We start from the raw sequence: 15,381 nt of genomic DNA, 5'->3' as shown, positions 1-15,381 counted from the left end.
TAAATTTATTTATAGTTAAGGAGAATAAAAAAGTAAGATTAAATTTTAAATTTAATCTTACTACTAAATTAATATTAGTGAATTAGTTTTCCGGAATCATTAACTAGAATTAAATCTTCTGGATATGGCATAAAAAATGTTTGATCCATCAAATGATTAAGAGCAAATCTAATAATATAGCTTTTAACTAAGTATAAAGGAACAGAAAATGGCACATATCCGTTTTTGTATTTATCGATGGTATTCCAAATGAATTTCATTTCATCAGGAGTTATTTTATCACTAAATTGATCTAGTGATTTTAATAGTACGTTAATATTAGATGTATATCTAGGAGCTTTTTCTAATAACCTATGAAGATAGAATTCATATTCTTTAAATAATGATTCTAAATTTTCAATTTTATCTTTATAAATAAATTCATCAAGTATTCTAGAGTACTTTTGGCTATATGATAAAAATAATAGTGTGTTCTTCAAATGGAATTTTTTAAGCTTTTCGAAATCAAGACTATTTTTAGCATTTCTAAAATCACATAATATAAAAATTCTAGCAAGAAAATGTTCACGTATTTTAAAATTTGTTAATCTGCCATCATCTTCAATAGGCGTATAAGGAAAATGTTTAAAAACAGACTCAGCAAAAAATCCTTTTTCCCTTCTTATAGCTCTCCCCTTTTCAAATGTTGTATATATTTTTGCATCTTTAACTCCACAACAGGGTGATTTACATTTTAATATGAATCCATCAACAGCATTTAGCTTTTTTAAAAACTCTTCAGAGAAGTTTATCATATCTTCTGTAATAACTTTATTTTCTTTAGGCTGAACAAGTTCCTTTTTATTATCTATTTCAACTATCCTAATAGAATTTCTTGGAATGGTTAATCCACACTCTACTTCTGGGCAAACTGGTATAACTTCAACATATTTTCTTAGTTTATCTATAAATTCATTTTGTTCAATACTTCCGTTATATCTACAATTCTCAAAACCTAGACAGCTACTTATAACTATAATCGGCTTATTGGTATTCACCATCATTATCTATCCTTTCTAATGCTTGTATAATTATTTTTTGTTTAATCTATATTATTTATACAAGAGAACATTATACAGAAAATAACACTATAAAATATCTAGTTATAAATTAAGATATTTTATAGTGTTATAAATTAAGATATTATTTATTAATTTTATTACATAGAATCATTATCGAAAATGACTTCAACTTTGGAATTTCATTGAAATTAACTTTTTTTAATATATTTAACCCTGCTATTTTATCATTGGCAATAATGTTCCAATATCCAGTTTTAGAAATAGGAATATAGGAATTTACATCATAATTATCGATGCTTGTGGCATTATAAATAACTACAACTTCGCCCTTATCATATTCACTTAAATCAATATGATTAATTATAACTCCACTATTTTCATTATTATTGGCAAATATAAACTTTGCTTTGTTTTTTATAATATCAGCATTATCTATATTAAAATATGGTAATTTTTTTCTTATATCTATTAATCCTTTAGTATAGTTAAATATATCTATAAATCTATTTTTATCACTCCACTTAATTGAATTGATTTCATCACTACTTTTATAACTATTATGATCACCTTGTTTTGTTCTTAAAAATTCAGAGCCATATTGAATAAATGGAATTCCTTGAGCAGTAAATAATATTGATAAACCTAATAAATACTGTCGTACAAGAGTATTATCTAATGGATAAATACTTATATTTTTTCTATAGTCACCTTGAGATAAATATAAATTTTGACTTTTTTCTATTTGATCCCAAAGAGTATAATTATCATGTGCATCTGCATAGTTTATACTCTCATTTGGATTGGATGTTAATGTATAAATAGAACCCTTCAATCCTTCGATTATATTCCAATTACAAATATTATTATGCTGATCTCCATTTATAAAGCCATTTGATGGATTATTATTACCTCTTATTGCATCTCTAAAAGTATCATTAAAGACAGAAAAGTTTTCGTTTCTTTGTGATCCTTTAAAGGTACCATTCATTAAAGGTGAGCTTCCACCTTTCCAAGGTTCACCGTAAATTAAAAAGTTTTGATCAAATTTACGAGATTTACGAACTATTTCTTTGGTTGTATTTATATCAATTAATTCCATTAGATCAAATCTAATTCCATCAATTTTATAATTTTTTATCCAATGCATACATGAATCAACTACAAATTTTCTAACCATTGGTCTTTCGGTTGCAAGTTCATTTCCACAACCAGAGCCATTTGTAAATCTTCCAAGAGAATCAGTTCTAAAGTAATATCCAGGAACAATATTATCCATATTCATAGTGCCCATCATGTGATTATAAACCATGTCCATGACAACTCTGATACCTTTTGCATGGAATTTCATAATCATTTCTCTTAATTCAATAATTCTTGTTACTGGATTATAGGGATTTGTTGAGTAACTCCCTTCTGGAGCATTAAAGTTTTTAGGGTCATATCCCCAATTTCTATTATTAGAGCTTGGAAAACGTTCATCTACTGAACCAAAATCAAAAACTGGCATCAAATGAACATGAGTTATTCCTAATTCTACTAAATGATCTAATCCAGTTTTTACGGTTTTTTCACTATAAATATCTTTATATATTGTATTTTCTTGTACTGCTCCTAAATAAGTTCCTTTTAGGCTATCACTTACACCAGAGCTCTCATCAATTGTAAAATCTCTTATATGCATTTCATAAATAATAGAATCATCTTTTCTTTTTAATTCAGGAATATTATGATTGGTAAAACCATAAGGTTTTGTATTTTTATCATTTATGTCTAGCACATATCCTTTATCACCATTTACACAAACAGAAGTTGCATATGGATCTACTGCATATGTAATTTTATCATATAATTCTCCATTTGCATCTACATCCTTGAAGTAAAGTTTGTATAAATAATACATTTCATTTGCATCAGATTTATTTATAACAGTTGTATATACCCCCGTTTTATAATCATATATCATAGGATATTTAATTGAGGCCTCTTCTTGATTAATATACCATTCCTTATATAGTAATAATTCAACCTTATAACTTGTTGGAGCCCAAAGTTTAAAGGAAATCGCATTGTTTAAATAAACTACTCCTAAATCTTCTTTTGAATAGTAGAATTTGTCTAAAAAATTTCTAAATAGTACTTTATATGGCTTATAAGCATTAGAGGCGGAAACTAAAAGTAAATCATTAGCACGTATATGTTTAGGAAGGTTAGTTATAATAACTTCTTTTCCTCTTATTATAGAAGAGGTTCCTTCGACTTTTTCACCATTTAAATATAATTCAAAATCAAGTCCTAATAATGGTTCACTTGATAGATATACTTTTACTTTATTATGATCATCCATAATAGCAGATTTTATATTAGTTTGAGTTGCTATTATGGCCTCTCTTAGAGAAGTATATCTCCTTGCATCTCCATAAACTATATATATGTCTTTATAGTTTCCTTTTAAATCATAAGTGTTAGTTTGTTCAGCCCAATAATTTATCCAATTATTACCCCATTGTTTCTTTCTAATAATTAAGTAATCTTCTTTTATATATAAAGCAAAGCCATAATCAGTATTAAAGCTAAAATCTCTTTCTTCACCATTACAAGTTTCATCAAATGACCAACAATTCCATATATAATCATGACCTTGATAATTACTATCTTCTAAATAAAAATGTACTAATGTACCACTATATTTGTTGTCTTCAACAAGTATTTTTTTAGTAGCAATTAAATCTTTCTCAATAGTTTTTCCACAAACAACAATTTCAGTTCCTTCTTTTACATTATCGTTTACTATCAAGTATCCATTTTCTATTTTTACGCCATCAATCTCTGTATCTAAATACCATATCATTTCGGGAAGGGATATTCTTCCATATAAACCAGTGCACACACCAATTAGTTCGATTGGTCTTTTATAAGTTACTATATTATTAGATGAATAAATTTTTATTGTATCAGTAATTTTTTCCCATACAAAACTAAAACTATTTTTTTCGCTTCCTTCAGAATCTATCCAGATTTCATTTCCATTACAATCAATTAATATATATTTATATCTATATTTACCTGGCTTAAGACCTTTTGGAAAATTTATTTCTCTAATCATTTTAAGTACACCATCATTTGTATCTACTTGCCAGTTTAATTTATAATCTTCTGACTTTTCCCAAGCATTAAAATCACCTACCACGTAGGCATATATACAACCATCATATTTTGCTGTGAATCTTATTGTATTAGAAAGAGGACATAAGTCTACTGAGTAGCTTCCTCTTTCATTATCATTTATTTCGAATTTTTCAATATAATCTGAACTTTTCATATAAACACCCCGCTATATAATTCTAGCCTAAAATTTAATTAGAAATACATTAAAAATAAGCAAAAATATATATTTTAACCATAGTATACAATAATTGTAACATTTTTTTGTTATTTTTCATATAAAAATTCATAAAAAAACAAGATAAGACATTTAATAGAATGTTTTATCTTGTTTTATATTTAAAATATTTTTTTATAAGCTTAAGAAATATGCGTTTATTTTGAATTTCTATATCTTTTATTTCACTTAATAAATTAATATATTAGAAATTTAATTTTAAATTTATTCAACTTGTGTTAATAATCTTCTCATAACATCTTTAAGTTTATTATATCCTAACTCTTCATTAGCCATGACTAAAACAGCCTTTATATCATTATCAGAAGGTTCCCATTTATATGCTTTAAAATCTATTATAGAGTCTTCAGGTAAGTATTCTTCAAGTTCAAAACCTAATTCCTCTGTAGAAGCCATATATTCGTCAAATAAAGAATCTTCGTCTAATTCATTAATATTAATACTTTCCTCAATTTCTTCATTTAATATATCGATACTTACACTTAAATTAAAGGCAACTATATCTTCTCTTTTAGAACCTTTACTCATGTCTTTTATTACTTTAAATTCAGTATTTTCTTCAATTATATTTTTTATGTCCTTACTATCTAAAACTCTATTTCCAAATGCTATGTACATTATTATTTTTCCTCCTAGGTTTTAATTTACCTTTTACAAAATGTGATATCACTTTTTGTAAAAGGTATTATATCAAAAAAATCTTATTTATAATTTAACAAAATAAAGTATAAATATCAACAACAAATATTAATAATATTATTAGTATTTGGTGTTTTGAGCTTTCATGCTCTTATAACTCTCTTTAATGATATATTTATTGCTTGATAAAGAATAAATCCGCCTATTGTGTTTATTAAAAGTGCTGGAATTACGATAGTAACAAAAAGTATTGAAAATTCAGCTGGTAATCCAACAATATATTGTGCTGATAATAAGAAAGTAGTTCCGCTTATTAATGTTCCTAATGGAAAGCTTATTATTACTAATAAGTTTTGTTTGATATTATTATTAATATTTATATATTCTAATATTTTATTTAAAAATAATAAAATATTATACATTAAATTTATAGTAACTATTTTATCTATAATATTAGGTAGTTGCCCACCAGGAAATTTAGTTGTTAAGGCAGTAAATATACCTGTAATTATTGCAGCAATAAGTGATGTTTTATAGTTATTATTATTAATTATCATTATAATAAAAAGCATTGCTAAAGCAAAATCAGGTTGCATTGGTAAACCTAGAGCTGGAGTTATTTGATGTAATATAGCACCTATAGCTAAAAGAAGAGCGTTAATAACCATTTTTTTGTATTCATATTTGTTTTCATTTTTATTCCCCTTAAATTTAAATAATAATCATAAATTTTAAAAGTAAAATTTGATTTAGCCATTGTTCATACCATATTAATCACCTCCTTGAATTTATAAAAAAACTCCGTCCTATAAACATAGGACGGAGTAAATAATCCGCGGTACCACCTAATTTATGAAAAATAAATAATAAATTTCATCACTTAAAACCAAGTACTAACATACTTGTCCTACTATAACGTGTAGGTTACGGTATCCGGTACTAAGAAACCTTTTCCCTTTACTTCTCTAAGGCCCATTCATATAACTCCTTCTTGTTAAGATCTCACCATCCTTAACTCTCTTTAATGAAACTAAGATATACTACTATCCCTTGTCTAAGAATTTAAATTTTATTGTTAATACCATTATATCCATAAAATAGATGCAAGTCAATGCTATTTTTTTATATTATTTATTGATATATTTGATACTTGTGGAAATAAGTTTTCATAAAACTTATCAAAGCCATCATCAGCTAATAACACTTCTACTTTATCATTAACATAAAATTTATTCATAGTGCTAATTACTAAATCAAATTTTTTAAGATTATTTTCTTCAAGTAACACTGTATAAAGATAAGCTAAGTGATTTTGCATATATGATTGTATATTATTCATTTCTTCTTCTGAGATTTTCCCTTCTTTACATAAATCCTTAATTGGACCATTCTTAAATGCAAAGTAAGATGATGCCTTTGCTATATTAGCTATATATTCTTGTGGCTTTTTATTATCCATATTTAGTTATTTCCTTTCATTTGTAAAATAATTAGATTTTTATATAAAATATTTTATATTACTATTAATTTACTTACAATAGTTTTTAATATATTATATTAATCTAAAAATCTAAGTTTTCTTCAATTTCTTTTATATGATTTTCCATTATATATCTAAACCAATAAGTATATTTTTGGGGATTATTTTGTAAATCAGTTTTTATTTCATTTATTGATATCCATTTATAATCTTCAACTTCTAATGGATTTATATAAACTTTATCTGAATATCTACCAAAGTATACATGATCGAATTCATGTTCTATAAGATTGTTATCAAACTTAATATAGTACATAAAAGAAAATACTTCTTTTAAATCACAAGAAAATCCCATTTCTTCTTGCAAACGTCTTTTAGCAGCAGAATCTGTACTTTCGTTTTTATTAGGGTGTGTACAACAAGTATTTGTCCAAAGACTAGGTGAATGATATTTTCCACTATATCTTTTTTGTAAAAGTAGTTCATTTTTATCATTAAAAATAAATATTGATAATGCTCTATGAAGCACACCTTTAATATGAGCATCCATTTTCTCAATATACCCCAGTTCCTTGTCATTTTCATCAACGCAAATTATAATTTCCTTCATTTCAAAATTCTCCTTAATAATTTTTTATAATTAAATAAGCTTTTATAGAATTGAGATATTTAGATAAAATAAGCGTCGCTAGTAATTTACGACGCTTATTTTAAAATATTTATAAATACTTTATCTTCTTTTAAGCAACTTATACAAACCAATTAATCCTATTAAAGCACCTATTCCAGCCATAACTGCAACCTTAGAATCTATATTTTTCATTTTATCCATTAATGAACCAGTATTACAGCATCCACATGAACATTCTGAATCATCATTTATAGATTCGTCATAATCATCATCTAAATAGTTAATATTATCATCATAATCCATATTATTATAATCAGAATCAGAATCAGATTTATAAAAATTAATGAATTCTTCTTCCCAATTATTTGAGTCTTTGTAATATGATCTTTGAGTAATAGCAGGAACTTTTATTCTTTTTGTAGCTGCATCTAAATTTTTGCTTAAGTTTATCCCTATACTTTGGTACATAAGTATCACCTCAACCTTAGTATAATCACTTTTTTTAAACTTAATTCAAAATTATAATTTTTCTATTTCATTGATTTCTTTTATATATGTTTCATTAGTGTTATCTGCATCATGGACTATATGTAAATAACTTAAAGCATCATCATATTGTTTTAATGCTTTATAGCACATTGCAATGCCAAAATAGACATCAATTGTTCCTTCTTGTAAATCTATTGCTTTTTCATAATTTACTAATGAGCTATTATAATCTCCAATACTAAAATAGTATTCAGCTAACCCGATATAGGCTCTACCGATATTTTTATCAAGTTCTAATGCTTTATTAAAATATTCCAAGGCTTTATCTTTATTGTTTAGGTATTTTAAGTTAATCCATCCTAGATTAACTAATATATATGCAGTATCATTAGAATCTAGTACATTACAGTTTAATATATCTTCACCTAATTTAATAGCCTCTTCATATTTATTTAAATTAATATTAACATCAATTAAGTAAGCTGTAACAAAAAAACTATTAGGATTTTCTAATCTTAAATCTTCGAATACAGCCTTACTTTCTTCAAATTTGTTTAAGTAAAATAAAGATTCTCCTAATAAACTTTTAGCATATGTACCATTAGTACAATTATTATCTAAGCCTGTTTTTAAAGCGCTTACAGCTTTATCAAATTCATCTAATGACATATAGCAATCAGCAATATATGCATAGAAATCTACATTATTACTTTCTTTTAATGCATTTAATGAAAATTCAAGAGCTAATTCAACATCTTTATTCATTAAATCATTGTATTTTTCTAAAAAGTCTTTATTTAATTCCATTATAATACCTCTTTTTATTGTATTTTAGTAAAGTTATTTAAATTATTCAAATAACCTTAATATTTCATCCTTTGATAGTTCAAAAATATTATTAGTATCTAGAGAGTTATCATCTAAAATTTTATTTATTAATTGCTTTTTCTCATTTTGTAGTTTAATAACTTTTTCCTCTACTGTATCTTTTGATATAAGCTTTATTACTTCAACAATATTTTTCTGACCTATTCTATGAGCTCTATCACTTGCTTGGGCTTCTACAGATGGGTTCCACCATGGATCAAAGTGTATAACAACATCTGCGCTTTGAAGATTTAGACCAGTACCACCAGCCTTTAAACTTATTAGGAATATTGGGATATTACCTTCATTAAAGGTATCTACTGCCTCATTTCTCTTCTTATGTGACAGTGTACCATCTAAATAACAATATTTCAAATTTTCTATTTCTAATCTTCTTTTTATACTGTGTAAAACAGAAGTAAATTGAGAAAAAACTAATATTTTATGTCCTTCATCATTAGCTTGATGTAATAATTCTATTAAAGCATCTATTTTACCACTTTCACCTTGATAATTTTCTAGTACGACACTTGGATCTAATGCTATTTGCCTTAATTTTGTTATATATGATAGTATTTCTATCTTACCATTAGAAAAGTCATCATCACGTATTTTCTTTTCAATTAAATCTATAACTTTATTATTATAAATGCTATAAACTTTTTGTTGAGATTTGGGAAGCTCTACTTCAATAATTTTTTCAATTTTTGATGGAAGCTCTTTAAGAACATCTTTTTTTAGCCTTCTTAATATAAATGGCTTTATTAAGTTTTTAAACTCAATAGATAATTCATTATTATCCATGAATCTTCTATAATATTTAACGATAAAAGTATCTCTATCAAATAAGTATCCAGGCATTATAAAATCAAAGATAGACCATAGTTCTAATAAAGAATTTTCAATAGGTGTTCCTGTAAGGGCAAATTTACTTTTACTATTAAGTTGCTTTACATACATTGCATTTTGTGATGTATGATTTTTTATATTTTGTGCTTCATCTAATATTACACAATTAAAATCAATATTTAAGTATTTATCTATATCATTTTTTAATAATGAATATGTAGTTATTAAAACATCATATTCCTCAGTATTATCTAAAGTTTTACTCCTATCATCTTTTACTCCTGTAACTACTTTAACATTTAATTCAGGAGCAAATTTAGTGAATTCTTGTTTCCAATTAAAGACTAATGAAGAGGGAGCTATAATCAAAGAAGTTTTTTCTTTAATAGATGATATAAATGCAATAGCTTGTATAGTTTTACCTAATCCCATCTCATCTCCTAATATTCCACCAAATCCTAGATTATATAAAGTTTTAAAAAAACAATATCCCGTATATTGATATTGTCTAAGCTCTCCAACAAATTCTCTTGGAAGTTCATATTTTAATTTATTTATATTATTAAATTGAGATTTAAGATTTCTTAGATATCCAATTCCTTTCATGAATTTGATATTATTTTCTTTTATAAATTCATTTGCGTATAATCCTTTACTTTTATGAAATTCAATTGTGTTATTTTTTATATCATTACAAGAGTTAAGATTATCTATTAATTTTAAAAAGTTATTTAATTCTAAGGACTCTAAATCTAGATACTCACCATTTTCAAGTTTATAATATTTTAAATTATCCCTAAAAGCTCTTAAAACATTACTTATTTCAAATTGAGGTATATCTTTTATATCAAATTTTAATTCAAAATAATCATATTTTCCAACAGATATATGTCCTATTATCCCCTTAGAATCTATCTTACGTATTCCTTTAAAATTTTCTGAATAATAAACTTCACCAAATTTTTGTAACTCATGAATCTTATTTTTAAAGAAATTATATATATAATCATCACCTAATGTTAAGTAATATTTATCATTAATATGATCAAATCCAAGGGCTTTTAAAGCAGACATAACTTCTTGTTCTTTATTAAAATCTCTATATATTATTTTTTCATCGAATTCATTAAATATATTAAATTCAAATTTATCATATTGAACTTTTAAAGTCATTAGAACAAAGTTATTTTCCTTATTAAAATAGAAGTTGAATTTTGGCTTAGCTAAAATAACTTTTTCTTTAATGTTTGATGATAATATTAAATTATCACTTATATTATTAAGAGTTGGAATAAGTTCTTTTAAAACTCTTTCTTCTTCACTTTTTGGAATAATAACATTATTATCTTTTTTGAAGATTTCAAAATAAGGTCTTATTTTATTAATAAAGTTTTTTTCAGGTAAATATATAGTAGTACCTTTAAATAAGACATTATAATTGTTATTTAATATTATTGGTAAATCAGATAGAAGTTGTAACTTATACTCTTTATCTATATATTCTAGATTCATTTCTATATATGGGTTTCCTAATAGGATCTCACAGTCAACAGGTCTATTAAAGAAGCCTTCATTAAAATAAATATGATGATCCTTTACAATATAAAATAATTCCCTAATTAAATATTTAGGTGGATATATGTATTTACCTTCAATTAATCTATCATTAGATTTTAGATATTTAGATTTACTACCTTCTATCTCTAGAAGTTCATAAATAAAGTCAATTAAAGCAAGATCATTACTTGAGAAGTATTGCTTATTTATATCAAATGTGAAATCATTACTATATTTTAGAGATATGCTATTTTCATAATACACCAAAAATTGTCTTATATCTCTTATTATATTTAATTTATTAGATGGCTTATTTTTTAAACCAATTTTAAATTCTATAGAAAGTTGACCTTTATAATCTATTTTATTTAAATACAGTTCTATTTTTAATTCTTCTTTATTTTTATTATTAAGAAGGATATCTAACACACTTGAAGTTTTATTATTATACATATTACTCCTCCTTTACAAGTTTTAATTATAGCATAGATAAATAAGTATTTAGAAGTATCAACAATAGAAAAAGTTGCACTACATATAGTACAACTTTTTTCTATTACTTTCTTTCAATTTTATCTAATTTTTTATTGTATAAAAACATATATAATGATACAGCAAATATAATTATGTATCCAATTACACTTAGGTAATCTGGAATAACACCAAATAAAACTATACTTATTATTGCTGAGAAAAGGATGTTACTATAGTCAAATATAGATATTTCTTTTGCTTTTGCATATTTATAAGCTATAGTAATACCAAATTGTCCAATACTAGCAAAGATACCTGCTAAGATTAAATAAACAAACTGTAACATTGACATTTCTTTATATACTATTAGCATAAATGGTAATATAGCTATTGTAGAAAAGAATGAGAAGTAAAATACAATAGTATAGTATTTTTCTTTTCCACCTAAAACCCTTAAGCAAGTATAAGCTACAGCTGCACATATAGCACCCAATATACCAATTAATGATGGAATGATATCAAAATTAAATTGTGGTTTAATTATAAATAATGCCCCTATAAAAGCTACAATAATAGCTAGTCCTTGTTTTATATTTATTTTTTCCTTTAAGAAAAGAGCGCTGAATATTATTACGAAGAATGGACTTAATTTATTTAACATATTAGCATCAGATAATACTAATTTATCTATTGCATAAAAGTTAAAAACTATTCCTAGTGTACCAAATACTGAACGTAAAATTAAAATTTTCTGATTTTCTAATTTTCCAAAGAAACTTTCTTTATTAATAAGTATTAATATAAATGCAATTATACAAGATGTTATATTTCTAAAAAATGTCTTTTGGAATGATGGTAAATCTCCTGAAAGTTTAACAAATGCAGACATCATAGCAAATCCAAATGCAGACATTATTATAAATAAAACACCTTTTGTTCTATTACTTAATGTTATATTTTTCATATATCCTCCTAAAAAAATTTTTCTTTTTATAGATTACCACAAATAATAATTATCATCTATATGTAATTATCAATTTCAACGTAAATTTAAATAAACAAATATTATTAATAATACTTTAAATAAAAAAAGACCTATTTAATAGATCTTTTTTACTTTTTTTAAAATTTAATACTAGATACTTGTCTAACCATATTTAACTCATTTTCAGATTCAACTTGAATTAATGTTTCATTCCAATCTTTATCAAAAGCAATTTTGAATATTTCTACATCACTCTTATTATTTACTGGAGCCATTGCAACATATTCGGTTTTATTAATTAGTTTTTGCTCTAATATAGCATATTCAACCTTATTTCCTGCATCATCTGTAAATTTCATAGTTTTTTCAGACATTTTAATCTCTCCTTATAACATTAATAATATTAGTATTATAAAAAGAAGAGGAAATTATTATAGAAATTTATAAAAACAACTAACGGAACAAATGTTTGCTATCAACAAAAGTGTCATTTTTGTATTAAATTATTAATTAAATATATATAAAATTAATAATTTAATTATATTGAATGGCGTTTTCTGATATTTCGGTTTTGTCGTTATATATGTGTTTATCAATAATTACTCCAGAATCCATTGATACAATTTTATTAGAAACAAGTTTTGCAAACTCCATATCATGAGTAATTATAAGCATAGACATACCTTTTTTACTTAAACTTTTAATTAATGCAGCAACATCTTTTGTTAATGATGGATCTAGAGCTGAAGTTGGTTCATCAAAACACATTAATTTTGGATTTAACGCTAATGCCCTACCAATAGCTACTCTTTGTTTCTGCCCCCCAGATAATTCACAAGGATAGTTATTAGCTTTATCTGATAATCCTAAGAATCTTAAAATTTCATTTGCATTTTGTATTGCAGTATCTTTGTTTTCGCCTAATACTCTAATAGGAGCTTCAATAATATTTTCTAATACAGACTTATGTGGAAAAAGGTTAAATCCTTGAAAAACAAGTCCTATATTTTTTCTAATAGCATTAATTGATTTTTTATCTGCATACTTTCCATTTTTACAAAGAACTTCTCCAGCAATTTCTATAGTACCTTCTTCACATGTTTCTAAACCTGTTATTGTTCTAAGTAAAGTTGTTTTTCCGCCACCAGATGGACCTACAATTACAACAATTTCACCTTCCATTATATCTAAATCTACACCTTTTAATACTGTAGTCTTACCAAAAGATTTCTTTAAACCTCTAATCTTTAACATAATTCACCTCTTAATTATAGTATTGATATTTTTTTTCAAGTTTGTCTAATATTTTAGTTAAAACTCCTATAAGAATTAAATAAACTATTCCTATAATCACTAAAGGTAATAAAGATGAATCTCTATTACATGCTATTTTACCCACTCTTAATAGTTCATCTAGGCCTATAACATATACTAAAGCTGTATCTTTTACTAAAGTTACTATTTCATTTGCTACAGGCGGTAATACAGTTTTAAAAGCTTGTGGAAGTATTATTCTAAAAAATGTATCTTTTTTTGATAAACCTAATACATGAGCAGCTTCATACTGTCCAATTTCTACTGATGATATTCCTGCTCTAAATATTTCTCCAAAGTAAGCACCGTAGTTTAATGTAAATGCAATTATAGCCGCTGGAAATCTATTAATTACAATATTTAAATTAGGAAGTCCAAAAAATATAAATACTATTTGTAAAAGAAGAGGAGTTCCTCTCATTATTAAAATATAACAACTTGTTATTTTATTAATAATTTTTATTTTAGACAACCTACCTAATGCTACAACAATTCCTAAAGGAATAGATAATATTAATGTTAAAATAAATAGTTCAAGTGTTACCTTTAATCCCTCTAAAACTTGTGGCAATAAGGTAAAAAAATAATTTATAAGTGTATTAAGTGCAGCTATTATATTTTCCAATTTAGTTACTCCCCTTTTTTTATTTATTCAGATTTTATTGTAATATCCTCATTAAACCATTTTTCAGATATTTCTTGTAATGTGCCATCTTCTTGCATTTCTTTATAAGCTTTGTTAAAGTCATCTACCATTTCTGTATCACCTTTTCTAATACCAACACCGTATTCTTCTTCACCAAAGTTATCATCTAATATTTTAAATTTTTCTTCACCTTTTAAGCTTAAATAGTATCTTACAAGAATTTCATCTGCTACTACAGCATCAATTCTACCAGCTTCTAAATCCATTAAAGCTTGGTTATTATCTTCAAAAGTAATAGCACTTCCACCATTAAAACTACTATATAATTCTTCTTCTTTTTCCATTGCAGTAACAGCTGAAGATTCACTTTGTGCACCAACTTTTTTATTAGCTAAATCTGATTTTGAATTAATATTGCTAGCAGCTAGTGTTACTATAACTTGCTTATTTTTTAAATATGGAACTGAGAAGTCTACTTTATTTTTTCTTTCTTCTGTTATTGTATATCCATTCCATATTAAATCGATATTACCTGATTTCAGTTCAGACTCTTTCATTGTCCAATCAATTGGTTGAAAAATAATTTCTTTATTTAACCTTTTACCTAATTCTTTTGCTAAATCAACATCAAAACCAGTTATCTCCCCGGATTCATCTTTAAACCCCATTGGAGCAAATGCATCATCCATTCCAACAATAAGTGTATCTTTATCTAATGTGCTTTCAGAAGATTCATTTGAACAACCAACATAGGCAATTGATAAAGCTAAAATACTTCCCCCTAAAATTATACTTTTTATTAATTTACAAAAATTCACAAATATATCCCCCTTATTTAAAACTTTTCTTATTTAATACTTTAACACGTTAAAGCATTAAAAGCAATACCTCTTATTTATTTTATTATATAAATAAAAAAAGTGGCTTTCGCCACGCTCCCTTCGGGAATTTAATTTATAGTATGCCAAAAAGCATAGAGCTAATAGTAG

The 15,381-nt window shown here is 25.1% G+C and carries 14 protein-coding genes and 1 other annotated feature; all 14 genes read right to left on the bottom strand.

Going from position 1 to position 15,381, the window contains the following annotated elements:
• Positions 1-74: 74 nt before the first annotated feature.
• Positions 75-1,040: a DUF523 and DUF1722 domain-containing protein gene (locus I2E98_RS12185; protein WP_243251111.1), complete on the bottom strand. Its 966-nt coding sequence runs from the start codon at positions 1,038-1,040 to the stop codon at positions 75-77.
• Between the two features lie 142 nt (positions 1,041-1,182).
• Positions 1,183-4,380 (bottom strand): type I pullulanase, encoded by a 3,198-nt coding sequence (gene pulA / locus I2E98_RS12180; RefSeq protein WP_195469168.1) that lies wholly within the window; start codon positions 4,378-4,380, stop codon positions 1,183-1,185.
• A 285-nt stretch (positions 4,381-4,665) separates the two neighbouring features.
• Positions 4,666-5,079 carry a hypothetical protein gene (locus I2E98_RS12175; protein WP_133016210.1) on the bottom strand — a complete coding sequence of 138 codons (414 nt, stop codon included), beginning with the start codon at positions 5,077-5,079 and terminating at the stop codon, positions 4,666-4,668.
• A gap of 164 nt (positions 5,080-5,243) precedes the next feature.
• Positions 5,244-5,768, bottom strand: coding sequence for a tryptophan transporter (locus tag I2E98_RS12170; RefSeq protein ID WP_195469167.1), 525 nt, complete (start codon positions 5,766-5,768; stop codon positions 5,244-5,246).
• Between the two features lie 144 nt (positions 5,769-5,912).
• Positions 5,913-6,166: a binding site (T-box leader), on the bottom strand.
• 48 nt (positions 6,167-6,214) lie between these two features.
• Positions 6,215-6,559, bottom strand: coding sequence for a hypothetical protein (locus I2E98_RS12165; RefSeq protein WP_195469166.1), 345 nt, complete (start codon positions 6,557-6,559; stop codon positions 6,215-6,217).
• Positions 6,560-6,662: 103 nt separating this feature from the next.
• Entirely contained in the window at positions 6,663-7,190 is a 528-nt protein-coding gene (idi, locus tag I2E98_RS12160) for an isopentenyl-diphosphate Delta-isomerase (protein WP_195469165.1), read from the bottom strand.
• A 120-nt stretch (positions 7,191-7,310) separates the two neighbouring features.
• Positions 7,311-7,679: a hypothetical protein gene (locus I2E98_RS12155; protein WP_195469164.1), complete on the bottom strand. Its 369-nt coding sequence runs from the start codon at positions 7,677-7,679 to the stop codon at positions 7,311-7,313.
• Between the two features lie 51 nt (positions 7,680-7,730).
• The gene (locus I2E98_RS12150) at positions 7,731-8,507 is read right to left on the bottom strand and encodes a tetratricopeptide repeat protein (protein WP_195469163.1); all 777 of its coding nucleotides are present in this window, start codon (positions 8,505-8,507) and stop codon (positions 7,731-7,733) included.
• 42 nt (positions 8,508-8,549) lie between these two features.
• Complete coding sequence (locus I2E98_RS12145; RefSeq protein ID WP_195469162.1) at positions 8,550-11,426, bottom strand: SNF2 helicase associated domain-containing protein; 2,877 nt, start codon at positions 11,424-11,426, stop codon at positions 8,550-8,552.
• Positions 11,427-11,529: 103 nt separating this feature from the next.
• Entirely contained in the window at positions 11,530-12,411 is an 882-nt protein-coding gene (locus I2E98_RS12140; RefSeq protein ID WP_195469161.1) for a DMT family transporter, read from the bottom strand.
• A 158-nt stretch (positions 12,412-12,569) separates the two neighbouring features.
• Positions 12,570-12,806, bottom strand: a complete 237-nt coding sequence (locus I2E98_RS12135) for a DUF1292 domain-containing protein (RefSeq protein WP_195469160.1) — start codon at positions 12,804-12,806, stop codon at positions 12,570-12,572.
• Between the two features lie 160 nt (positions 12,807-12,966).
• Complete coding sequence (locus tag I2E98_RS12130; RefSeq protein ID WP_195469159.1) at positions 12,967-13,686, bottom strand: amino acid ABC transporter ATP-binding protein; 720 nt, start codon at positions 13,684-13,686, stop codon at positions 12,967-12,969.
• Between the two features lie 10 nt (positions 13,687-13,696).
• A complete protein-coding gene (locus I2E98_RS12125) occupies positions 13,697-14,338 on the bottom strand; it encodes an amino acid ABC transporter permease (RefSeq protein WP_195469202.1) in 642 nt (213 codons plus the stop codon).
• A gap of 56 nt (positions 14,339-14,394) precedes the next feature.
• Positions 14,395-15,210, bottom strand: coding sequence for an amino acid ABC transporter substrate-binding protein (locus I2E98_RS12120; protein WP_347708036.1), 816 nt, complete (start codon positions 15,208-15,210; stop codon positions 14,395-14,397).
• Between the last annotated feature and the right edge of the window lie 171 nt (positions 15,211-15,381).

It is taken from the genome of Clostridium sp. D43t1_170807_H7 (genome assembly GCF_015555905.1).
GTDB lineage: Bacteria > Bacillota > Clostridia > Clostridiales > Clostridiaceae > Clostridium.
This window is presented reverse-complemented; position numbering and strand designations above follow the sequence as displayed.

What these genes read in the sequence shown, in the direction of transcription:
- I2E98_RS12185 (WP_243251111.1), bottom strand. Translation starts at nt 1,040, where the DNA reads ATGGTGAATACCAATAAGCCGATTATAGTTATAAGTAGCTGTCTAGGT.
- pulA (WP_195469168.1), bottom strand. Translation starts at nt 4,380, where the DNA reads ATGAAAAGTTCAGATTATATTGAAAAATTCGAAATAAATGATAATGAA.
- I2E98_RS12175 (WP_133016210.1), bottom strand. Translation starts at nt 5,079, where the DNA reads ATGTACATAGCATTTGGAAATAGAGTTTTAGATAGTAAGGACATAAAA.
- I2E98_RS12170 (WP_195469167.1), bottom strand. Translation starts at nt 5,768, where the DNA reads ATGGTTATTAACGCTCTTCTTTTAGCTATAGGTGCTATATTACATCAA.
- I2E98_RS12165 (WP_195469166.1), bottom strand. Translation starts at nt 6,559, where the DNA reads ATGGATAATAAAAAGCCACAAGAATATATAGCTAATATAGCAAAGGCA.
- idi (WP_195469165.1), bottom strand. Translation starts at nt 7,190, where the DNA reads ATGAAGGAAATTATAATTTGCGTTGATGAAAATGACAAGGAACTGGGG.
- I2E98_RS12155 (WP_195469164.1), bottom strand. Translation starts at nt 7,679, where the DNA reads ATGTACCAAAGTATAGGGATAAACTTAAGCAAAAATTTAGATGCAGCT.
- I2E98_RS12150 (WP_195469163.1), bottom strand. Translation starts at nt 8,507, where the DNA reads ATGGAATTAAATAAAGACTTTTTAGAAAAATACAATGATTTAATGAAT.
- I2E98_RS12145 (WP_195469162.1), bottom strand. Translation starts at nt 11,426, where the DNA reads ATGTATAATAATAAAACTTCAAGTGTGTTAGATATCCTTCTTAATAAT.
- I2E98_RS12140 (WP_195469161.1), bottom strand. Translation starts at nt 12,411, where the DNA reads ATGAAAAATATAACATTAAGTAATAGAACAAAAGGTGTTTTATTTATA.
- I2E98_RS12135 (WP_195469160.1), bottom strand. Translation starts at nt 12,806, where the DNA reads ATGTCTGAAAAAACTATGAAATTTACAGATGATGCAGGAAATAAGGTT.
- I2E98_RS12130 (WP_195469159.1), bottom strand. Translation starts at nt 13,686, where the DNA reads ATGTTAAAGATTAGAGGTTTAAAGAAATCTTTTGGTAAGACTACAGTA.